This window comes from Blastochloris sulfoviridis (assembly GCF_008630065.1).
Lineage (GTDB): Bacteria > Pseudomonadota > Alphaproteobacteria > Rhizobiales > Xanthobacteraceae > Blastochloris > Blastochloris sulfoviridis.
On sequence record NZ_VWPL01000042.1, the window covers coordinates 1 to 21,364 of the forward strand.

The following is a 21,364-nucleotide window of genomic DNA, read 5'->3' on the forward strand; positions in this document are numbered from 1 at the left end:
TCGGGCAGCTTCTCGTCCTTCACCCCGGCCAGGAAGGCCGCGACCTCGGCCTCGATCGCCTGGGCCAAAAGCTGCCGGGCACCGGCGCGCAGCACCTCGGTCAGGGGATCGTCGATCTCGCCGGGCTGACGCAGCCGGACGACAGTGGTCGTCTCGCTCATAGCGTATCGCTCTCCTCTGGAGGGATTGGGCAGGCTTGGACACCCACCCCGTTACGCCGCCTCTCTCACCCCGTCATCACCCAGATTCCCTTATAGCTCACGCCCTTGTTGGACCCGCGCCGGGCCGGCGCTCGCCCGCACGAGCGCGAGCGCGCGCTCACTCCGCCCATTCCCGGTCGCCGGTGAACACGATGGTCAGCCAGCGGTCCGGCCCCTCGCCGCCGATCGCCGTGCCGATCTCGTCGCGCAGACCGTCCCACGCGGCGATGGTGCGGGCCGGCATGTCCGGCGGCACGATGAAATAGAGCTCGATCACCCGCGAGCGGCCGACCTTGGCGACATAGGCGTAATAGGCGGAAAAGCCGTGCTGGCGGACGGCCGCCTGCGCCACCGCGTCGACATGCTGCTTGAGGTCGGCCGGCGTGACCAGGAACATGTCGGAGAGCGCCTGCCGCACGGTCGAGATCGGCAGGGGCGCGATGACCAGGGAGACCACCGCCAGCACCGCCGGGTCGATATAGGGCGAGATGCCCTGCCACGACGTGCCCTCGACGGCGTAGCCGAGGCAGAAGGCGACGAGCAGCGCGGCGGTGATGCCCGCCGACATGACCCAGCCCTTGATGTCGAGCGCCACGAAGTCGGAGCGGATGCGGCGGTTGGCCTGGACCTGGATGACGGCCATCGCCACGCAGGCGACGACGGTGACGGCGGCATAGACGATCGCCAGATCGAATTCGAGGTGGCGGCCGCCCTCCAGCAGGCTGCCGATGGCGTTGATGAAGGCGTAGATGGCGATGCCGCTCAGCAGCATGCCGTCGAACGCCAGCACCATCGGCTCCAGATGCCAGAAGCCCATGGTGAAGCGATCACGCAGGATGGCGGGCAGGCGGTTCGAGGTGGCGTGGCGGGTGATGAGGCTCGCGACGATGAGCGACAGGCCGCTCATCGACGCGTCGAACAGCGAATAGACGCCGTCGAAGACGATGGAGGACGAGCCCGAGGCGAGGCCGAAGACGATGCCGAGCAGCGAGATGACGAGCGTGGCGGCGATCGAGGTTCGGAGCACGCCGCGCTCGTCCGTCATGCCGAGGAATGCACCGCGCTCCGCCATCGTCCTCACCCTTCCTGGCCCGGCGGCAGCATCCGTCCGGGCGCCGCGTGGTCTTGTGGCCTTGCGGCCTTGCCTCTTGCCGGCTGGCGTGCCCTCTTGCCGGCCGCCGTCGTCGGCGCTGCGCCGCCGCGCGTGCGCCGTCCCGCGAGGCCGGAGAAAATTCATCTCCCCCGCCGGCGGCAGGAACGACATCCTTCCCTTAGCCGCGACAAAATGACAAAGGCAATCGCCTTGCTTTTGCGCGTCCGAGGCCGCACTTTTTCCATGCAGATTGGCGATGATACGTTTTCTGGATGATCCCTTCGGGATCCTGGAGGCGGACTCGCCGGAAAATCCTCGATCAGGAAGAGATTTTTCGGCGACCGGGATGCGGTTCGCCGGCCGCGCCGGCCGGACGCCGCGTGATTGGCCACTCTGCCGCGGGATTTGATGGAGCAGCTTGCGCCGCGTCAAAAAGAGCTAAAGCGCCACGAGGCGGTTCGTGGGCTCCTTCGACACATGGGAACGGCCACAATGCGCTTCCTATCCTCAATGCGCTTCCAAGTCTCATCGCGCTTCCTACGTTCATCGTCCGCGCTCTTCTCGGTCTCCTCGTCCTCTGCGCTGCAACGCCGCGTCATGCGCGGCGGGAGCTGTCGCGTGCCGGCCCTGCGCGTCGCGGTACCGCACGTCGCGGCCATGACGCCGTGTCGCGGCTTCGCGCTTTAGACGCCCCGACGCCCGATCCCCGCAGTTTCGACCGGACACGGACCGCCCTTCGAGGCGGCAGGAGACGACTCATGACCCATCGCGCAACCCCGCCCCTTCACGCGCCCCCCAATCCCGCGACCCCGAATCCCACGACCGGCGAGCGCGCCGCCCGCCGCGAGGACGCCGCCCGTCCTGCCGCGCTGCCGCACGCGTTCGTCGTCGAGGTCGACGACGCGACCGTCGGCATCGTCGTGCGCGATGGCGAGGGCGACGACGACTTCCGCTTCTATGCCTCGACCCACGCCGTCAACGCGCTCGAACAGCAGCGCTTCCGCACGCCGCGCGCCGCCCAGCGCGCCGCCCAGGCGCTGCTGCGCGGCCGCCGCCTGTCGCGCGCGGCGTGATCCCGAACGGCCCCAGACGCTCCCAGGCGCTGACGCGCGGGGGCGTTGGCTGGGGCCGTCGGCATCCCGTCAAGTTCAACGACCGACCCACGAGACCTTGCACTTTACGAGACCGTCATGACCCAAAGCACGCATCCCGAGACCCTGTCGCTGCACGCCGGCTGGCGCGCCGATCCCGCCACCGGCTCGGTGGCGGTGCCGATCTATCAGACCACCTCCTACCAGTTCCGCGACACCGAGCATGCCGCCAATCTGTTCGCGCTGGCCGAGCTCGGCAACATCTATACCCGCATCATGAACCCCACCAACGACGTGCTGGAGAAGCGCGTCGCCGCGCTGGAGGGCGGGGTTGCCGCGCTCGCCGTCGCGTCGGGCCAGGCGGCCTCGGCCTTTGCCATCCAGAACCTGGCGAAGGCCGGCGACAATGTGGTGTCCTCCACCGACCTCTATGGCGGCACCTGGAACCTGTTCGCCAACACGCTGAAGGACCAGGGCATCGAGGTGCGCTTCGTCGATCCCGCCGACCCCGAGAACTTCCGCCACGCCACCGACGCCAGGACCCGCGCCTACTACGCCGAGACGCTGCCGAACCCGAAGCTGCGCGTCTTCCCGATCGCCGAGGTGGCTTCGATCGGCCGCGAATACGGCATCCCGCTGATCGTCGACAACACGGCAGCACCCATCCTGGCACGGCCGCTCGACCACGGCGCGGCGGTGGTGGTCTATTCCTCGACCAAATATCTCGGCGGCCACGGCACCTCGATCGGCGGGCTGATCGTCGATGGCGGCAATTTCGACTGGGCGAAGTTCCCCGAGCGCCAGCCGGCGCTGAACACGCCCGACCCGAGCTACCACGGCGCGGTGTGGACGGAAGCGGTGAAGCCGCTCGGGCCGATCGCCTACATCATCAAGGCCCGCACCACGCTGTTGCGCGACCTCGGCGCGGCGCTGTCGCCGTTCAACGCCTTCCTGACGCTGCAGGGCATCGAGACGCTGACGCTGCGCGTCGAGCGCCATTCGCAGAACGCCACCGCGGTCGCGGGCTGGCTCGCCAAGCGGCCGGAGGTGGTCAAGGTGATCCACCCCAGCCAGCAGAGCGGCGTCGAGCGCCAGCGCGCCGACAAATATCTCAAGGGCGGCTATGGCGGCCTGGTCGGCTTCGAGCTGGCGGGCGGGCGCGAGGCCGGGCGGCGCTTCATCGATGCGCTTCAGCTCTTCTACCACGTCGCCAATATCGGCGACGCGCGCAGCCTCGCCATCCATCCGGCGACCACCACCCACTCGCAGCTGTCGCCCGAGGATCAGGCGGCCACCGGCGTGTCGGACGGCTATGTGCGGCTGTCGATCGGCCTCGAGCACATCGACGACATCCTCGCCGATATCGAGCGCGGCCTTGCCGCCGCCGGCACGGTGGCCAAGGCGGCGTGAACGGGGGCCGGTCGTCGTCCCGGGCGTTCCGTAGGGCGCAATAGCGAAAGCGTATTGCGCCGGGGCGGCGGTGGCGCGGCCCGGTCGTCGTCCCGGGCGGAGCGAAGCGAAGACCCGGGACCGCGTTCAGGAAAGAGGCTCTTTTCCGGATGACGATCCCGGCTCGCGGGCCTTCGGCCCTTGGCCGGGATGACAAGACCCTTCCCGGCTCGCGGGCCTTCGGCCCTTGGCCGGGATGACGAGGCCCTTCCCGGCTCGCGCGGCTGACGCCGCGTGGCCGGGATGACGCGGGCGGAGGCGCGGCTCCTCACTGCCCGGGCAGCTTGCCGGGCGTGGTGTGGCACAGCATGCAGTTCACGCCCTCGCGGATGGCGATGGGGTGCTTCTTGGTCGGGTCCGGCGACTGGCCGGGCCGCACCGGCTGGTCGGTGACGCCCTTGTGGCAGGCGATGCACGAGGCCGGATCGGTCACCGGCGGATGGGTGGCCTTCATCGGCGCCTGGGTCGTGCCGGGCGTCGGCGCCGGCAACTGGGCCTGCTTCTGGGCAGGCGCCGTGGCGGCCGGCGCCGCCGTACCCGGCGCGGTGGCCACCGGGGCCGTGCCGACCGGCCCCGTGCTGACCGGGGTGGGCTTGGGCGCCGCCGGCAGCTTGTGGGCGATGCCCTTGTGGCAGTCGATGCAGGTCATGCCCGCCGCCAGTGCCGCCGGGTGGACGTCGCGCGCCGCGGTGTGCTGGCGGGCGCGGTCCATCGCCGCGACATTGTGGCAGTGGCGGCACTCGGCGGAGTCGTTGGCCTTCATCTCCGCCCACACCTTGGCGGCGAGCGCCGCGCGGTGGGACTCGAACTTCTCCGGCGTGTCGATGGTGCCGAGCGCCCAGTGATAGATCTCGTTGATCGAGCCGATCTTGTGCACGAACTTGGCCGGCCAGGCGCGCGGCACGTGGCAGTCGGCGCAGGTCGCCTGCACGCCGGAGGCGTTGGCGAAGTGCACGGTGGTCTGGTACTCGGGCCACACCGCCTGCTTCATCTCGTGGCAGGAGACGCAGAACTCCTGCCGGTTGGAGGCTTCCACCGCCACGTCGAAGCCGATCAGCAGCGTCGCGCCCAGCACCGCGCCGCCCAACACCAGCCCTGCCCCGCCGAGAAAGCGCGGGTCGCGAAGCTTCGTGCGAATACCATCCAACATCGCATACCTCCGTTGAATGCGGGCAGATTTTGACTGCGGGCAGGTGTCCGGCGGGGGCGCCACTGCCTCTCCTCAAATGGGCCGTCCGGCCCTGCGGGGTAATCCGTAAAGCTGCGGTTGACGCTGCCGGATTGTAACCGCCCTGCGCCTTGATGCACCGGCAACATTCGGCACGCTCGCCGACCGGCGCCGGGAGACATCCGTTGCGGGGGGCGGCGTGGCGTTGCTACAGTGCCCGCGAAGCGTATGGATCGGCCGTCCCGTCGAGCGCCTCCGTGGCGATCCGGGCACCGGAAAGGGTCGGCATGTCGGAGGAGACGGTCCCGGCGGTACAGGCGCCAGGGGGACGCGGTGGCGAATGTCCCGAGGGACGGCCGGACGGACGGCACTGGTTCCGCCGGCCGGGCGGCATCGCCCAGGTGCGGCCGGCCTATGCCGCGCTCGATCTCGGCACCAACAATTGCCGGCTGCTGATCGCCCGGCCGACCTATGACGGCTTCCGCGTGGTGGGCGCGTTCTCGCGCATCGTGCGGCTCGGCGAGGGGCTCACGGCCTCGGGCCGGCTCAGCGAGGCGGCGATGGTGCGGGCGATCGACGCGCTGGCGGTGTGCCGCGACCGCCTCAAGGCCTATGGCGTCCACCGCATGCGGCTGATCACCACCGAGGCCTGCCGGGCGGCCGGCAATGCCGGCGATTTCATCGACCGCGTCCACGACAAGACCGGCCTGGCGCTGGAGATCATCAACCGGGAGACCGAGGCGCGCCTCGCCGCCGGCGGCTGCACCACGCTGGTCGATACGCGGGTGGACGGCGTGCTGCTGTTCGACATCGGCGGCGGCTCCTCGGAGATCGTCTGGCTCGGCCCGCCCGGCGCCGTCGAGGCCGGGCCGCCGCGCGCCGACATCCGCGCCTGGGCGTCGCTGCCGGTGGGGGTGGTGACGCTGGCCGAGCGTCATGGCGGCCATCAGGTCGACCGCGCGGTGTTCGAGACCATGGTGGCCGAGGTCGCCCTCCTGCTGCGCAGCTTCCCCGGCGCCGAGGAGGTGCGGCGCACGCCGGCCCGCCACCTGCTCGGCACCTCCGGCACGGTGACCACCATCGCCGGCGTGCATCTCGGCCTCGCGCGCTACGACCGCCGCATGGTCGACGGCGTGTGGCTCGCCGAAACCGACATCGCCCGCGTCACCGAGATGCTGCTGGCGATGAGCTGGTCCGAGCGCGCCGCCAATGCCTGCATCGGCACCGACCGCGCCGACCTGGTGCTGGCCGGCTGCGCCATTCTCGAAGCCATCCGCCGCGCCTTCCCGGCCGAGCGGCTGCGGGTGGCCGACCGCGGCCTGCGCGAAGGCATCCTGGTCGAGCTGATGCGCGCCGACGCCGTGTGGCGGCGACGGAGGCCGGCATGATCGGCAAAAGGTCCAACGGCGAGCGTCCGACCGGCAAGAGGTCCAACGGCGAGAGGTCGATATGAGCGGGACGGGTGGCAAGCGCAGCGATGGCGACCGCCCGCTCGCCGTGCGGCTGAAGACGGCGCGCGGCCGCACCACCTCGCAGCAGCAGTGGCTGAACCGCCAGCTCAACGACCCCTACGTCACCCGCGCCAAGCGCGAGGGCTACCGCTCGCGCGCCGCCTTCAAGCTGGTCGAGATCGACGACAAGTACCGGTTTCTCAAGCGCGGCCAGCGGGTGGTCGATCTCGGCGCCGCGCCCGGCGGCTGGAGCCAGGTGGCGGCGCAGCGCGTGGGCGCGGCCGCGGGCCAGGGCCGGGTGGTGGCGATCGACCTGTTGGACATGGCGCCGGTCGCCGGCGTCGATTTCGAGATGATGGACTTTCTCGAGCCCAGCGCGCCCGAGCGGCTGAAGGCCACGCTCGGCGGGCCGGCCGACATCGTGCTGTCGGACATGGCGGCCAACGCCACCGGCCACAAGGCCACCGACCATCTGCGCATCGTCGCGCTGGTGGAGCTGGCCGCCGAGTTCGCCCGCGAGGTGCTGGCGCCGGGCGGGGCGTTCCTGGCCAAGGTGCTGCAGGGCGGCACCGAGAAGACGCTGCTGGCCGACCTCAAGCGCGACTTCGCCAAGGTGGTCCACGTCAAGCCGCCGGCGAGCCGCGCCGATTCCGCCGAGCTCTACGTGCTGGCCACCGGCTTCCGCCGGCCTCTTCCCTCTCCCCTTGCGGGAGAGGGTGGCGAGCAATCGTCAGATTGCGAGGCGGGTGAGGGGTGAGGCGGGGAGCCGTCCTTTTCCTGTGGAATTTTTCGTGTATATTATTTCCACAGGAAGGAGCTGCGAATGTCCAGCCCTCGGCACGCTGCGGCCGCGCACGTTGGCGCCGCGCACATTGAGTCCTCGCACATTGAGCCTTCGTACATTGAGTCCGCGCACGTTGAGTCCGCGCAATCCGGGGCCGGCCCTGTCGTCACCAAGGCCGTCGTTCGGGCGGCGGATCGTCTGCGCCTCACCGCGCGCATTCTCGCGACCGTCATCGGCGTCAGCGAGGCGACCGTGTCGCGGATGAAGCGCGGCGAGTTCAGGCTTGAACCGGGCACCAAGCCGTTCGAACTCGCCGTCCTGCTCGTTCGCCTGTTCCGCTCGCTCGATGCGATCGTCGGCGGCGATGACGACGTGGCGGCGGCGTGGCTCGCCAACCCGAACACCGTGCTCGCCGCCCGTCCGATCGAAAAGCTTCAGACCGTGAGCGGGCTGGTCGATGTCATCGCCTATCTGGACGCGCGACGCGCTGTCGTCTGAGTTCCGGCCGTTCGCCGGACCCTGCTGGCGCCTGGTCGAGGCGCAGCACCGGGTCTCGACGCTGAAGCTCACGGACACGCTCGCCGAGCAGGCCCTCCTCGAAGAGCTGATCGAGGCGACCAAGCCGGCGATCCCGCCCGAGTGCCGGCACCTCGACGTCCTGCTCGCGACGCCGTTCCGCTATGACGCGGAATACCCGAAGGGCTCGCGCTTCCGGCGGGCCGGGCGGACCTTGGGCGTCTATTACGCCGCCGAGAGGCCGGCGACGGCGGTGGCCGAGATGGCGTTCTACCGGCTTCTGTTCTTTGCCGAGTCGCCCGAGACGCCCTGGCCGAACGATGCCGCGGACTACACGGCCTTCTCGGCGGAGGTCGCGACCGCCCGGCTTCTCGACCTCACCGCCGCACCGCTCTGCGCAGATGAGGCGATCTGGACCGATCGTGTGTCCTACCAGGGCTGTCAGGTGTTTGCCGACGCCGCGCGCGCCGTCGATGCCGAAATGATCCGCTACCGGTCGGTGCGCGATCCCGAACCGGCAACGAACCTCGCGATCCTCGTCTGCCGGGCCTTTGCCCAGCCGATGCCGGTCGACCGCCAGACCTGGCGCATGCGGCTGAGCGCGTCCGGCGTCCAGGCGCTCTGCGCGTTTCCGCGCCAGGCCATCGAGTTCCCGCCCGACGCCTTCGCCGCCGACCCCCGGATCGCGGGCCTCAACTGGGACCGCGGCGCATCGGGGAGCGCGCGCCGAGCCAGAAAACCGGACGCGCCGCCGGCCCCTTGATCGGACGCCGGCTCGAAGGCGGATCAGCCGGAAACCGTATGAAACACCGGCGGCGGTGGCCCGCCTCAGCGCCAGAAGGTTTCGGTCTTCGGCCGGATGCCGGGCAGGATGCCTTGCGGGATCTGCGGCTGACCGGGCTCGGCCTGGGCCGGCGGCGGCGTGGCGCGCCGGGTCGCCGGCCGCCGCCGCACCTTCGCAGGCGCCGGCTTGGCCTGTTCCAGCATCGGCGCGCCGGGCGGCGGCGCCGGCACCACCGGGATCAGCGCGGGGGCCTCGCTGGCCGCTGCCGCGGGCGTTTCCTTGGCCGCGGGCGCGGGCGCTTCCTTAGCCGCGGGCGCGGGCGCTTCCTTGGCCGCTGCCGCTTCGTTGGCCGCGGGCGCTTGCGGCTCGGCTGCCTGCGGTTCGGCCGTCACAGGCTCGGCCGTCACAGGTTTGGCCGTCACAGGTTTGGCCGTCTCGGGAGTGACCGCCTGAGGCTCGGCGGCCTGGGGTTCGATTGTGGCCTTGGGTTCAACGCTGGCCTTGGGCTCAACGCTGGCCTTGGGCTCGATATCAGCCTTGGGCTCGGCCGCCTGAGGCACCGTGGCCTGCGGCACGATCACGGTCGGCTCGGATGCCGTGGGCGCGGCGACCGTGGGGGTCGCAACGGCCGGCGCGACGGCTTCAGGCGCGACGGCTTCAGGCTCGAAAATCTTGGGTTCTGCCGCCTTCGGCTCGAAAATCTCGGGCTCTGCCGATTTCGGCTCAACAACCTTGGGCTCGGCCGGCTCACGTGCGGCCGGCTCTTCGGCCTCGGGCGTTGCGGGCGCTGGCGCTGGCGCTGGCGCCTTCGCCGCCGGGGCTTCCGAAACTGGCGCTGGCGCAGCGGGTGCGCTCGCGGCGGGAGCTGTCGCCTCGGCGGCCGGCGGCATCGCGACGGGGGCAAGTACCGGCGCAAATGCCGGCTGACGTGCCGGCTGGGGCGCAAGTACCGGCTGAGGCGCAAGTACCGGCTGAGGCGCAAGTACCGGCTGGGGCGCCGGCTGGCGTGCGGCCGGGGCACTCACCGCCGGCCCGTGCGGCGGGTGCGCCGCCTGCTCCATCTGCGACAGCCGCCAGCCGAGATAGCCGGCGAGGCCGCCCACCCAGCAGGCGGCGACCACGACCAGCGCAGCCTTGAGCGGTGAGATCGTCGGCTCGTGCACCGGAGCCACCATATCCTCGAAGACGCCCCCGACCGGTTGGCGGATCGACGACGGCGAGGCCAGGAACACCGCCTTGCCACGGGCGGAGCGACGGCCGAAGGAGCGCTTGAGGGACGTGCCCTCCTCCGCCTTCGGCCCGGTGCCCGCCGCAGGCGGCTCGGGCATTCCCTCGAAGCCTCGGTTCGACGACCCGATCATGACGCCCCCGGACATTCCCCACGCTCGGCAAATCACTGCCGAAACGTTAAAGCCTCGAAACGGATACCTCCAGCCCGCGGCGTGACTGTCTTGTGGACGACTCACGGTCGCAGCCGGCGGGGCGTCGCGGCGCTTCACCGGGGGACGTTGACCTTGGGACGTTGACCGGGGGCGGCCAACTTCCCATCTGTTTGTCGGCGTGGGCGACCCGAGCCGGACCGCCCACGCGCGACCTCGCCGGAATTCCGTGTCCGAAGCAGGAAGTTTCGGCGGCCGCAATGTGGAAATCCGGCCGTGTGGGGTGGATTTCCCACCAGGCCGCGCTGCGCGCTCAGCCGTCCCGTGGAGGGGGCGACCATGATCTACGTTCTCGCCGTCCTGCTGCCGCCGCTCGGGCTTCTGTTCAACGGCCAGCCCTTCGCCGCGCTCGGCAATGTGGTGCTGCTGGTGGCGTGCGCGGTGCTCGGCCTGCTGTTTCCCGGCCTGTGGCTGGTGCCCTCGATCCACGCCGCCGTGTCGATCTACATGACGCGCGAGGACCGGCGCCACCGCGAGCTCGTCGACGCCATCGAGCGCCACGGCCCGCCGCCGGACTGGCGGCGCTAAAGACGGTTCGCTTGCGTCTTTGAATCGACGCCGGGGCGTGCTACCAGCCGACGCCAACTCAAATTCCAGGGTGCGCAGCGGCAAGACGGCGCGCCATAACTTATTTTTCAGGGGGTTGGCATGGCGCGCCTTTCATCCACGGCATCGATCGCCGAGGCTCTCACCTTCGACGATGTCCTGCTCAAGCCCGGCCGCTCCGAGGTGATGCCGGGCGAGGCTGACATCCGCTCGCGAATCACCCGCTCGATCACCCTCAATCTGCCGCTGATCGCCTCGGCCATGGACACCGTGACCGAGTCCAAGATGGCCATCGCCATGGCCCAGGCCGGCGGCATCGGCTGCATCCACCGCAATCTCGACCCCGAGGTGCAGGCCGAGCAGGTGCGCCAGGTCAAGCGCTTCGAGAGCGGCATGGTGGTCAACCCCATCACCATCCACCCCGACGCGCCGCTGGCCGAGGCGCTGCAGCTCATGAAGCGCCACGGCATTTCCGGCATTCCGGTGGTGCAGGGCGGCGCCAACGGCCAGCCCGGCCGGCTGGTCGGCATCCTCACCAACCGCGACGTGCGCTTCGCCACCAATCCCGAGCAGCCGGTCTCCGAGCTGATGACCAAGGAGAAGCTAATCACGGTGCGCGAGGGCGTGAGCCAGGCCGAGGCCAAGCGCCTGCTGCACGCCCACCGCATCGAGAAGCTGCTGGTGGTCGACGAGGACTACCGCTGCATCGGCCTGATCACGGTGAAGGACATCGAGAAGCAGGTCGCCAACCCCAACGCCTGCAAGGACGAGCAGGGCCGGCTGCGGGTCGGCGCCGCCTCCACCGTCGGCGAGGCCGGCTTCTCGCGCTCGGAGCGGCTGATCGCGGCCGGCGTCGACCTCGTGGTGGTCGACACCGCCCATGGCCATTCGGTGCGGGTGCTGGAGGCGGTGGACCGCATCAAGCGGCTGTCCAACAAGGTGCAGGTGGTGGCCGGCAACGTCGCCACCGCCGAGGGCGCCAAGGCGCTGATCGATGCCGGGGCGGACGGCATCAAGGTCGGCATCGGCCCGGGCTCGATCTGCACCACCCGCATCGTCGCCGGCGTCGGCGTGCCGCAGCTCACCGCCATCATGGACGCGGTGTCGGCGGCCTCGGCGCAGGGCGTGCCGGTGATCGCCGACGGCGGCATCAAGTATTCCGGCGACCTCGCCAAGGCGCTCGCCGCCGGCGCCGAATGCGCGATGATCGGCTCGCTGCTCGCCGGCACCGACGAGACGCCGGGCGAGGTGTTCCTCTATCAGGGCCGCTCCTACAAGAGCTATCGCGGCATGGGCTCGGTGGCGGCGATGTCGCGCGGCTCGGCCGACCGCTACTTCCAGCAGGATGTCGGCGACACGCTGAAGCTGGTGCCGGAAGGCATCGAGGGCCAGGTCGCCTACAAGGGCCCGGTGGCCAATGTGCTGCACCAGCTCGCCGGCGGCCTGCGCGCCGCCATGGGCTATGTCGGCGCCAAGACCATCCCCGAGTTCCAGGACAAGGCGGAGTTCGTGCGCATCACCGGCGCCGGCCTGCGCGAAAGCCACGTCCACAACGTCTCGATCACCCGCGAAAGCCCGAACTACCCGACGCAGGTGTGAAATCGTGATAGCTTCCCGCGGCGGATCGGCAGGACGGATTGTCGGGAACGATGCTCAGCGAAGACGAACTGCTTGCGCTCTTTCGCTCGCCGGAAAGCGACAGGGTGGAGCGCAAGGCATCGGTGGCCAATGCCGATGGAATCCGCCAAGCGATCTGCGCGTTCGCCAACGATCTTGCCGGCCATGAGCGGCCCGGTGTCGTGTTCGTGGGACAGCACGATGACGGCCGCTGTGCGGATTATGCGGTCGATGATCGCGTCCTGACGACGCTGGCCGGCTGGCGAAGCGATGGCAATTTCCAGCCCTTCCCCACCCTGACCGTCCAGCGCATGACTCTCGACGGCTGCACGGTTGCGGCGATCATCGTCGAGCCGTCCCGCAACACCCCGGTTCGACTGGATGGGCGTGTCTGGGTCAGGGTCGGCCCGCGCCGCAGCCTCGCCTCGCCCGAGGAGGAGCGACGGCTGACCGAGAAGCGGCGCTGGCGTGACCTGCCGTTCGATGCCCAGGGCATTCCGGAGGCGGCGCTCGACGACATCGACCTCGTGCGGTTCCAGCTTGAGTATCTCGTTGCAGCCGTGCCGCCGGATGTTCTGGCACAGAACCAACGGACAGTGGCCGATCAACTCTCGGCGCTGCGCCTGATCGACGCCAGCGGGCGCCCGACCACCACGGCGATCCTGATCCTCGGCAAGCGTCCGCAGCAGTTTTTTCCCGGCGCATACGTTCAAGTGCTGCGGATCGCGGGGTCAGTGCTGACGAACCCGATCGTGGACCGGCACGAATTGACCGGAACGGTCCCCGATCAACTGCGGCGGCTGGACGAATTGGCAGACCTTTGGGTGCGCCGCTCCGCGCAGGTTGGCGGCGAATTGCGGGCGGACATTGCCGACTATCCGATCGAGGCCTTGCGGCAGTTGTTTCGGAACGCGGTGCTGCACCGAACCTATGAGGGCACGCACGCGCCGGTGCGCGTGACCTGGTACGACGATCGCATCGAGATTCAGAGCCCCGGCGGACCCTACGGTCAGGTGACGATCGAGACGTTCGGCCGGCCCGGTATCACCGACTACCGCAACCCGACCTTGGCCGAAGCCTTGAAGTCACTGGGGTTCGTCGAGCGATTCGGCATCGGCCTGGAAATCGTCCGGCAGTCCCTGGCGAGAAACGGCAATCCTCCGGCGGAATTCGAGGTGATCCCGAATTACGTTCTGGCGACGGTCAGGGGGAAAAGTTGAAAACAATTGCGTTTTTCAACAACAAGGGTGGAGTTGGAAAGACATCTCTTGTCTATCATGTCGCGTGGATGCTGAGCAGGCAAGGCATAAATACGCTTATGGTTGACCTAGATCCACAAGCAAATCTATCGATTATTTGTTTAGACGAAACAATGCTGACGGAGATATGGGATAAATCTAAAGAGAGCACCGTCTATGGCGCGCTGAAGCCGATTTTCGAGGGCAGGCGGCCAGAACTTGACCCCAGCGTGATTGAGATTGACCGAAATCTCCACTTGCTTGCGGGAGACCTTGCTCTGACAGACATTGAAGATGAATTATCTACTCAGTGGGCGCGGGGTCTTGATGGAGATGCGCGGTCACTGCTTGTCACGGCCTGCTTTGACGCCCTCATCAAGGCCGCTGCTGCCAAGTTGGGGTCGGAAATTGTTGTTATTGACACTGGACCAAGCTTCGGATCAATAAACAGAAGTGCTTTGGTTGCCTCAGATTTTATTGTAATTCCACTCCTGGCAGATTTTTTTTCCATTTCGAGTTTACGTGATGTCGGGAAGAAGATCCGGACTTGGCGAATGGGCTGGCAAGATCTCCGCAATAGAAGGCCATTAGATCGAATCCTCGAACTTCCCAATGGAGCAATGGATCCGATAGGATATATTGTTTCACGCCAGTCTGTTTTTGCAGGACATCCGCCCGTGTCCTCAAAGCGGTGGCTTGACGCCATCCCAAAGGTCTACCGCGAGGCCGTCGAAGACCAGCCGCTCCCCCCTGGCACCACCATCGATAATGACGACCGCAAATTGGCGCTGCTGAAGGATTACCGCTCGCTGATGCCGATGGCGCAGGAGGCGCGGAAGCCCATGTTTCTGCTCCGGCCGGCGGATGGCGCCATCGGCGGCCATCAGGCCGCGGTCCAGGAGTGCTACCGCGACTTCGAGAAACTGACCGAGACGATTCTCGATCGCACGATCCGATAGGCCCTGCGCCGCAACCTCCCCGGCACCAAGGGCGGCGAAAGCAGTTCGTTCGCCTCAATGCCGCAGGCCGGGCGCCTCCTGGCCGGTGCGGGCGACGTATTCGGTGTAGCCGCCGCCATATTGGTGCACGCCGTCGGGCGTCAGCTCCAGCACGCGGTTCGACAGCGCCGCCAGGAAGTGGCGGTCGTGCGAGACGAACAGCATGGTGCCCTCGTAGTCGGCGAGTGCTGAGATCAGCATCTGCTTGGTCGCCATGTCGAGATGGTTGGTCGGCTCGTCGAGCACCAGGAAGTTCGGCGGATCGTAGAGCATCAGCGCCATCACCAGGCGCGCCTTCTCGCCGCCCGACAGCACCCGGCAGCGCTTCTCGACGTCGTCGCCCGAGAAGCCGAAGCAGCCGGCGAGCGTGCGCAGCGAGCCCTGGCCGGCGTGCGGGAAGGTGTCCTCCAGCGTCTCGAACACCGTGCGCTCGCCACTCAGCAGATCCATCGCGTGCTGGGCGAAATAGCCCATCTTCACGCTGCCGCCGAGCGTCACCGTGCCCTCGTCCGGCTCGGTGGTGCCGGCCACCAGCTTCAGCAGCGTCGATTTTCCGGCGCCGTTGACCCCCATCACGCACCAGCGCTCGCGGCGGCGCACCATGAAGTCGAGGCCGTCATAGATGCGCTTATTGCCATAGCCCTTGTGGACGCCCTTGAGCGCCACCACGTCCTCGCCCGAGCGCGGCGCGGGGGGGAAATCGAACATCACGCTCTGGCGGCGGCGCGGCGGCTCGACGCGCTCGATCTTCTCCAGCTTCTTCACCCGGCTCTGCACCTGGGCGGCGTGCGAGGCGCGCGCCTTGAAGCGCTCGATGAACTTGATCTCCTTGGCCAGCATCGCCTGCTGGCGCTCGAACTGCGCCTGCTGCTGCTTCTCGGCCAGCGCCCGCTGCTCCTCGTAGAACTCGTAGTTTCCGGAGTAGGTGGTGAGCGATCCGCCATCGATCTCGACGATCTTTGAGACGATGCGGTTCATGAAGGCGCGGTCGTGCGAGGTCATCATCAGCGCGCCCTCGAAGCCGCCCAGGAACTCCTCCAGCCAGATCAGGCTCTCGATGTCGAGGTGGTTGGAGGGCTCGTCGAGCAGCATCACGTCGGGTCGCATCAAGAGGATGCGCCCCAGCGCCACGCGCATCTTCCAGCCGCCCGACAGCTTGCCGACGTCGCCGTCCATCATCTCGTCGGAGAAGCCGAGGCCCGACAGCACCTCGCGGGCGCGGCCCTCCAGCGCGTAGCCGTCGAGCTCCTCGAAGCGGTGCTGCACCTCGCCGTAACGGGCGATGATGTCGTCCATGTCGTCGGCCTGGTCGGGGTCGGCCATGGCGTGCTCAAGCTCCTTGAGCTCCGCCGCCACCTCGCTGACCGGCCCCGCGCCGTTCATCACCTCGGCCACCGCGCTGTGGCCGGCCATCTCGCCGACGTCCTGGTTGAAGTAGCCGATGGTGAGGCCGCGATCGACCGACACGTTGCCCTCGTCGGGGGCTTCCTCGCCGGTGATCATGCGGAACAGCGTGGTCTTGCCGGCGCCATTGGGACCGACGAGGCCGATCTTCTCGCCCTTGAGCAGGACGGCCGAGGCCTCGATGAACAGGATCTGGTGGCCGTTCTGCTTGGAGATGTTTTCGAGACGGATCATGAACCTTCGGGGCTTCTTCGATGCCGGGCAAGAACTTCGGCAGGCACCGCCGGCGTATCGGCGGGCGCGAAGGTCCTTTCGCGGACGGGAAGGGGCGCGGCGTCACTGGCGCCGCGCGTGGATGGTGGCGTCGGCTTAAGCCATGCCGGGCGCCAGCGAAAGGGGCAGGGCGCAAGCCGGGTGGGACGTCCTTCACGCGGGCCGTCTTGTTCCCTATTCTTGATGGCATGACCAAGCTGCTCGAACAGGCCGTCGAGATCGCCCGCACGCTGCCGCCCGAGATGCAGGACGAGATTGCGCGCCTGATGATGTCCCTTGCGCAATCGGCGGAGCCGGAAGAGATCGACCCCGAGCACCTGCCGGATGTGCTGAAAAGCCTTGCTCAAGCCAAACGGGGCGAGTTTGCGACCGATGCCGAGGTGGAGGCTGCTTTTCGCGCCTTTGAGGAATAAAGCAGGCGCGATGTTGAGCAACGCATTCCACCGCATGCGCTACCAAATAAAATTATATTAAGATGCTGCCATTACTATATTAACCTAGCATTAAGTTGTTAAGAATACAATATAAACGCGTCAACCAGGAAAGAATTTTATAATGAAACCATTGTGATAATTATTTTATCAAATGACTTAAGCGCCCCAAAGGATATGGAGCATAATTATGCGGGAGCCAAATCGCAATTCTGTGATAAGAGCTATTAATGAATGCGCCGGCGATGTAGAAAGTTTTATAAATAGATATGCTAGCGGGCGCAATCCTAAAGCGCATTACTTAAGGCACGAAGGAAAATTATATCCACTGAAAGCGATATGGGCGGCAGCTCATAATCCTTCTATTCACACCAGAAACTTTAAGACGGACGTCGCGATCCGTGGATTATCAAATCTCGGATTTGAAGTAATTTCAGATGATAAAATTAATAATATTCAAGAAATGCATAATTATGATGACAAATTAGATGAGTTGCTCTCTGCTAATTTTATTGAAGGTGAACGCATATTAAGGGAGGTTATGTTATTTAAGAGAAATCGCGAGCTCGTACGGCGAGCGATCAACAAACATGGAACCACATGCGTGGTATGCGGGTTCAATTTTGGCGATGCTTATGGTGACTTGGGTGTCGATTATATCGAGGTTCACCACATCTCTCCACTCTGCGAGAGCGATGGTATTGATTTTAATAATAATGTCGACGACGTAACTGTTTTATGCGCAAACTGCCATCGTATGATTCACCATAAACGGCCTGCCTTAACATTGGAAGAGCTTCGTAATGCTCTTACCTCTTCATATAGGAGAAGGAGGCGAGTTCTGTAAATTTTCAGTTAATGCGGTCGAAATAGCGTTCCGCAGCGGCGGGCTGCTCGAGGCCGATGAGGACATAAATCCGCAACAGGTCTTCCCGCGACGCCTGCGTCCAGGAAACCGGCAAGGAAACGTCAGGCGACATCGGGAGCGGTTTTTCGCGCAGCTTCGAGACGCGCCCGGGCTTCGCGGCGCAGCTCGGTCATGTCGACGGGGCCGGCATCGCCGCTGGCGAGGCCGTCATCCCACAGCTTGCGCAGGCGGCTGATGTCGTCCTGGCGCAGCTGCCGCTTGGCCTGCCAGTCGCGGATTGCCTCCCGGACCACCTCGCTGGTGGTGGCATACTCGCCGCCATCGACCGCGGCGCGGATTGCCGACACCTGTTCGCCGGTGAGCGCGACGCTGATCTTCTCGATCTTCGCCATGACGGTCTCGTCGTTGGCCCTTGCCCAGTGGGAAATATCGGCCAGTGAGAAATATTGCCACTTCTTGCTACCGAGCACCAGCAGCCGTCGCCCGCGTCGGACGAAATAGCGCAGCGCCTTCCGCCGGCCCGGCCGGGACCGCTTTCCGTTTCACGTCGTCCCGGACGGCGCAGGATGCGCAGCATCCGGCGCCGAGCCGGGACCGTTTTCAGAAAGGGGACCCTTTTCCGGATGACGGTCCCGGGTCGCGCGGCTGCCGCCGCTTGCCCGGGACGACGACCCACGAAAGGACGGTCCCGGGTCTCGCTCACGCTCGCCCGGGACGACGGCCGAGCCGCGTCGGGCGCGCTCAGCCCTTCACCGGCGGCCAGCCATAGCGCGGCACCTCGGCCGTGTAGCGGCGGTAGTCGTCGCCGAACTTCGCTTCGAGATAGCGCTCCTCGCGCAGCACCACGCCGTAATGCAGCACCAGCGCCGCCGGCACCGCCATCACGATCAGCCAGTCCGACGCCAAGGCCAGCGCCAGCCCCACCAGCAGCAGGATCAGGCCGACATACATCGGGTTGCGCAGGCGGCCATAGAGGCCGGTGGTGACCAGCGCCGTGGTCGGCCGCCAGGGCAGCGGCGTGGTGCCCGCCGCCTTGAAGCGGATCTCGCCCGAGAGCGCCAGCGCCGCGGCGGCGGCCATCAGCGGCGCCGCCAGGACCTGCCGGACGAAGAAACCGACCGCGGGCAGCACCGCGCTCGGCCACAGCGTATCGAGCACGAACGCCAGCGCGAACGCCACAGCCGCGATCACCGGCGGCGGGGCGATGACGCCAGCGGTGTTCGGCGCCGTCGGCTGCTCGGCCATGGTCCTGTCTCCTCAAGCTTCCCTGCGTGCTGCGTCCTCCTTAACACGGCGGGCAGCGCCGCGTCGTCCCGGGCGGGGGAGAGGTTGTCGTCCCGGACGGCGCGGGATGCGCGCATCCGGCGCCGAGCCGGGATCGTGTTCAGGAAGGGGGCCCTTTCCGGATGACGATCCCGGGTCGCGCGGCTGCGCCGCTTGCCCGGGACGACGAACCACGAAGACGGACGGTCCCAAGTCTCGCCCACGTTCGCCCGGGACGACGCCCCTTGGAGCGCCCAAGACGACGCGCGTTGTTACGTCGCACCCGCCGGAATATGGACGATTTGGTGTCGGCCGGCCCCGATCACGCGTCTGTGATCGAAAAAAGTCGCACCCGCACGCATCCGCTCAAGCTCCTCCGCGTTGCTGTCCCAGAGGTTCGAACCGTCCGGCCGCGTGCATCGACCCATGACGGGCACCAAGAACCCAGGGAGATCGTCATGCGCCGTTTCGTTCTTGCTTGTGCCTTCGCCGCCACCCTGATCGGAGCCGCCGGCACCGCCACCGCCGGGCCGGCGAGCGTCGGCGAACCCATGTCGCTCGACCCGGCCCACTATCGCGAAGTGGCGTTCCTGATGCCGTTCGAACGCGGGCCCTCGACCTATTACCGCCAGCCGCAGCAGGACTATTACCCGTCGGAGCGGCAGTCGGTGCGCAGCACCAGCCGCGCGCTGGTCGCCTACAATGGCCGCGAGGCGCCGGGCACCATCGTGATCTCGACCACCCAGCGCCGGCTCTATCTGGTGCAGCCGGGCGGACGGGCCTTGGTGTATTCCATCGGCGTCGGCCGCGACGGCTTCCAGTGGGGCGGCACCCACAGCGTCAGCCGCAAGGAGCAATGGCCCGACTGGCGGCCGCCGGCACAGATGCTCAAGCGCCGGCCCGACCTGCCGCGCTACATGGCCGGCGGCGAAGACAACCCGCTCGGCGCCCGCGCCATCTATCTCGGCTCGACGCTCTATCGCATCCACGGCTCCAACGAGCCGGAGACCATCGGGCAGGCCGTCTCTTCGGGCTGCTTCCGCATGCTCAACGCTGACGTGATCGACCTCTACAACCGCGTGCGGCTCGGCGCCAAGGTGGTGGTGATGCGCTGATCGGAGCCCTTTTCCGGCGAACGGTCCCGGGTCTTCGCTTCGCGCCGCCCGGGACGACAGCCTGGGCCCCGTCATCCCGGCCGAGCGTCAGCGAGAGCCGGGATCGTCATCCGGAAATTGCGCCTCCTTGCGGCGGACGGTCCCGGGTCTCGCTGACGCTCGCCCGGGACGACGACCGGATCCCCCAATGGCGCTCCCCTCGATCTTTGCCTTGATCTTTCGCGCCTGCACCACGACAGAAGGGCATGATCCCTTCAGCCCGCCTGCAAGCCGCCATCGACATCCTCGCCGACCTCGACGCCCGCCGCCGCCCGGCGGCCGAGGCGCTGAAGGACTGGGGCGCCCATCACCGCTTCGCCGGCTCGGGCGATCGCGCCGCCATCGCCGGCCTGGTCTATGACGGCCTGCGCCGGCAGGCCTCGGCGGCGTGGCTGCTCGACGCGGCGACACCGCGCGCGGTGATGCTGGGCACCCTCCGCCTCGCCCGCGGGCTTGATGCCGAGGCCATCGCCCGGCTGTTCGACGGCACGCCCCACGGCCCCGCCCCGCTGACCGAGGCCGAGCGGGCGCGCCTCGCCACCGCGACGCTCGACGGCGCGCCGGCCTGGGTGGCCGGCGACTATCCCGAATGGCTCGACGCCCGGCTGGAGGCGGCGTTCGGCGACGACCGCATCGCCGAAATGCTGGCGCTGGCGGCGCGGGCGCCGCTCGACCTGCGCGTCAACCGGCTGCGGACCGGCCGCGCCGCGGCCAAGGCCGCCCTCGCCCACCTCGATGCCGCCGAGACCCCCTGGTCGCCGGACGGATTGCGCATCGTGGTGCCGGCCGAGGGCAAGAGCCCGGCGGTGCAGGCCGAGCCGGCGTTTCTGAAGGGGCAGATCGAGATCCAGGACGAGGGCTCGCAGCTCGCGGCGCTGCTCACCGGCGCCAAGGCCGGCGAACAGGTGCTCGACCTCTGCGCCGGCGGCGGCGGCAAGACGCTGGCGCTGGCCGCGCGCATGGGCAATCGCGGCCAGGTGTTCGCGTTCGACGCCGACAGCCGCCGGCTCGCGCCGATCTTCGCGCGGCTGGAGCGGGCCTCGACCCGCAACGTCCAGGTCCGCGCGCCCAGGGGAACGCAGGACGTGCTGGCCGAGCTTGCCGGCCACATGGATCTGGTGGTCGTCGACGCCCCCTGCACCGGCACCGGCACGTGGCGGCGCAACCCCGACGCCAAATGGCGGCTGCGCCCCGGCGCCATCGAGCAGCGCGTCAAGGAGCAGGCCGAGCTGCTCGATCAGGCCGTCCGCTTCGTCAAGCCGGGCGGCCGCATCGCCTACATCACCTGCTCGGTGCTGCCGGAGGAGAACGAGGACCAGATCCGCCGCTTCATCGCCGCGACGCCGGGCTGGCGCGCGGTCGCGCCGGGCGAACTTGCGGCAGCGCTGGCCAAAAGCGCGGCAACGACGGCGAACGGCGCAGCAGAGACGGCGAACGGCGCGGCAGCGACGGCGAACGGCGCGGCAACGTTTGCCGAGGCGGTGCGCTGCAGCGATGTCGGCCTCACCATGACACCGCTGCGCACCGGCACGGACGGATTCTTTCTTTCCATCTTGACCCGTTCTGATTGAAGATCCGGCCGGATTGAGCCTTGCCG

The 21,364-nt window shown here is 67.8% G+C and carries 21 protein-coding genes and 1 pseudogene; 14 read left to right on the forward strand and 8 right to left on the reverse strand.

Annotated features, from left to right (window positions below):
- Together F1193_RS17575 and F1193_RS15415 are read right to left on the reverse strand one after the other, a co-directional pair.
- Nucleotides 1-161, reverse strand: a pseudogene (locus F1193_RS17575) (IS256 family transposase); the annotation flags it as partial.
- Nucleotides 162-318: 157 nt separating this feature from the next.
- Nucleotides 319-1,245 (reverse strand): cation diffusion facilitator family transporter, encoded by a 927-nt coding sequence (locus tag F1193_RS15415; RefSeq protein ID WP_210247387.1) that lies wholly within the window; start codon nucleotides 1,243-1,245, stop codon nucleotides 319-321.
- A gap of 806 nt (nucleotides 1,246-2,051) precedes the next feature.
- Here F1193_RS15415 and F1193_RS17580 point away from each other — a divergent pair.
- Nucleotides 2,052-2,366 (forward strand): hypothetical protein, encoded by a 315-nt coding sequence (locus tag F1193_RS17580; protein WP_246164472.1) that lies wholly within the window; start codon nucleotides 2,052-2,054, stop codon nucleotides 2,364-2,366.
- A gap of 117 nt (nucleotides 2,367-2,483) precedes the next feature.
- Nucleotides 2,484-3,794: an O-acetylhomoserine aminocarboxypropyltransferase/cysteine synthase family protein gene (locus F1193_RS15425; RefSeq protein WP_150098691.1), complete on the forward strand. Its 1,311-nt coding sequence runs from the start codon at nucleotides 2,484-2,486 to the stop codon at nucleotides 3,792-3,794.
- A gap of 307 nt (nucleotides 3,795-4,101) precedes the next feature.
- Here the strand turns inward: F1193_RS15425 and F1193_RS15430 are convergent, their stop codons facing one another.
- Nucleotides 4,102-4,983, reverse strand: a complete 882-nt coding sequence (locus F1193_RS15430; protein WP_150098692.1) for a NapC/NirT family cytochrome c — start codon at nucleotides 4,981-4,983, stop codon at nucleotides 4,102-4,104.
- 305 nt (nucleotides 4,984-5,288) lie between these two features.
- Between F1193_RS15430 and F1193_RS15435 the strand changes: the two genes are divergently transcribed.
- The 4 genes from F1193_RS15435 (at nucleotide 5,289) to F1193_RS15450 (ending at nucleotide 8,515) form a co-directional block, all read left to right on the forward strand.
- Nucleotides 5,289-6,389: a Ppx/GppA phosphatase family protein gene (locus tag F1193_RS15435; protein ID WP_150098693.1), complete on the forward strand. Its 1,101-nt coding sequence runs from the start codon at nucleotides 5,289-5,291 to the stop codon at nucleotides 6,387-6,389.
- Between the two features lie 61 nt (nucleotides 6,390-6,450).
- On the forward strand, nucleotides 6,451-7,209 hold the full coding sequence (locus tag F1193_RS15440; protein ID WP_150098694.1) for an RlmE family RNA methyltransferase: 759 nt from the start codon (nucleotides 6,451-6,453) through the stop codon (nucleotides 7,207-7,209).
- 66 nt (nucleotides 7,210-7,275) lie between these two features.
- Nucleotides 7,276-7,734, forward strand: coding sequence for an MbcA/ParS/Xre antitoxin family protein (locus F1193_RS15445; RefSeq protein ID WP_150098695.1), 459 nt, complete (start codon nucleotides 7,276-7,278; stop codon nucleotides 7,732-7,734).
- The gene (locus tag F1193_RS15450) at nucleotides 7,694-8,515 is read left to right on the forward strand and encodes an RES family NAD+ phosphorylase (RefSeq protein ID WP_150098696.1); all 822 of its coding nucleotides are present in this window, start codon (nucleotides 7,694-7,696) and stop codon (nucleotides 8,513-8,515) included. Before F1193_RS15445 ends, F1193_RS15450 begins: the two co-directional genes overlap by 41 nt.
- Before the next feature lie 65 nt (nucleotides 8,516-8,580).
- On the opposite strand, the gene F1193_RS15455 is transcribed toward F1193_RS15450, so the two are convergent.
- The gene (locus tag F1193_RS15455) at nucleotides 8,581-9,912 is read right to left on the reverse strand and encodes a hypothetical protein (RefSeq protein WP_170263712.1); all 1,332 of its coding nucleotides are present in this window, start codon (nucleotides 9,910-9,912) and stop codon (nucleotides 8,581-8,583) included.
- 342 nt (nucleotides 9,913-10,254) lie between these two features.
- Between F1193_RS15455 and F1193_RS15460 the strand changes: the two genes are divergently transcribed.
- From F1193_RS15460 to F1193_RS15475, 4 genes are all read left to right on the forward strand, one after another.
- Nucleotides 10,255-10,503, forward strand: a complete 249-nt coding sequence (locus F1193_RS15460) for a hypothetical protein (RefSeq protein ID WP_150098698.1) — start codon at nucleotides 10,255-10,257, stop codon at nucleotides 10,501-10,503.
- 120 nt (nucleotides 10,504-10,623) lie between these two features.
- Nucleotides 10,624-12,120, forward strand: coding sequence for an IMP dehydrogenase (gene guaB / locus F1193_RS15465; protein ID WP_150098699.1), 1,497 nt, complete (start codon nucleotides 10,624-10,626; stop codon nucleotides 12,118-12,120).
- A gap of 50 nt (nucleotides 12,121-12,170) precedes the next feature.
- Complete coding sequence (locus F1193_RS15470) at nucleotides 12,171-13,358, forward strand: ATP-binding protein (RefSeq protein WP_150098700.1); 1,188 nt, start codon at nucleotides 12,171-12,173, stop codon at nucleotides 13,356-13,358.
- Nucleotides 13,355-14,335, forward strand: coding sequence for a ParA family protein (locus F1193_RS15475; protein WP_150098701.1), 981 nt, complete (start codon nucleotides 13,355-13,357; stop codon nucleotides 14,333-14,335). The genes F1193_RS15470 and F1193_RS15475 overlap by 4 nt, the downstream gene beginning before the upstream one ends.
- A 54-nt stretch (nucleotides 14,336-14,389) precedes the next feature.
- Here F1193_RS15475 and F1193_RS15480 read toward each other — a convergent pair whose 3' ends face one another.
- Complete coding sequence (locus F1193_RS15480) at nucleotides 14,390-16,012, reverse strand: ABC-F family ATP-binding cassette domain-containing protein (RefSeq protein WP_150098702.1); 1,623 nt, start codon at nucleotides 16,010-16,012, stop codon at nucleotides 14,390-14,392.
- A gap of 227 nt (nucleotides 16,013-16,239) precedes the next feature.
- Between F1193_RS15480 and F1193_RS15485 the strand changes: the two genes are divergently transcribed.
- The gene (locus tag F1193_RS15485) at nucleotides 16,240-16,464 is read left to right on the forward strand and encodes a hypothetical protein (protein WP_150098703.1); all 225 of its coding nucleotides are present in this window, start codon (nucleotides 16,240-16,242) and stop codon (nucleotides 16,462-16,464) included.
- A gap of 208 nt (nucleotides 16,465-16,672) precedes the next feature.
- Nucleotides 16,673-17,329: an HNH endonuclease gene (locus F1193_RS15490; protein WP_150098704.1), complete on the forward strand. Its 657-nt coding sequence runs from the start codon at nucleotides 16,673-16,675 to the stop codon at nucleotides 17,327-17,329.
- A gap of 4 nt (nucleotides 17,330-17,333) precedes the next feature.
- On the opposite strand, the gene F1193_RS17585 is transcribed toward F1193_RS15490, so the two are convergent.
- From F1193_RS17585 to F1193_RS15500, 3 genes are all read right to left on the reverse strand, one after another.
- Entirely contained in the window at nucleotides 17,334-17,462 is a 129-nt protein-coding gene (locus F1193_RS17585; protein ID WP_246164473.1) for a type II toxin-antitoxin system RelE/ParE family toxin, read from the reverse strand.
- The gene (locus F1193_RS15495) at nucleotides 17,452-17,742 is read right to left on the reverse strand and encodes a ribbon-helix-helix domain-containing protein (RefSeq protein ID WP_150098705.1); all 291 of its coding nucleotides are present in this window, start codon (nucleotides 17,740-17,742) and stop codon (nucleotides 17,452-17,454) included. Before F1193_RS15495 ends, F1193_RS17585 begins: the two co-directional genes overlap by 11 nt.
- Nucleotides 17,743-18,091: 349 nt before the next feature.
- On the reverse strand, nucleotides 18,092-18,595 hold the full coding sequence (locus tag F1193_RS15500; protein ID WP_150098706.1) for a methyltransferase family protein: 504 nt from the start codon (nucleotides 18,593-18,595) through the stop codon (nucleotides 18,092-18,094).
- A gap of 476 nt (nucleotides 18,596-19,071) precedes the next feature.
- Here F1193_RS15500 and F1193_RS15505 point away from each other — a divergent pair, with 476 nt between their 5' ends.
- Both F1193_RS15505 and F1193_RS15510 read left to right on the forward strand, forming a co-directional pair.
- Complete coding sequence (locus F1193_RS15505) at nucleotides 19,072-19,728, forward strand: L,D-transpeptidase (protein WP_246164475.1); 657 nt, start codon at nucleotides 19,072-19,074, stop codon at nucleotides 19,726-19,728.
- Between the two features lie 245 nt (nucleotides 19,729-19,973).
- Nucleotides 19,974-21,338 carry an RsmB/NOP family class I SAM-dependent RNA methyltransferase gene (locus tag F1193_RS15510; RefSeq protein WP_150098707.1) on the forward strand — a complete coding sequence of 455 codons (1,365 nt, stop codon included), beginning with the start codon at nucleotides 19,974-19,976 and terminating at the stop codon, nucleotides 21,336-21,338.
- Nucleotides 21,339-21,364 lie beyond the last annotated feature (26 nt).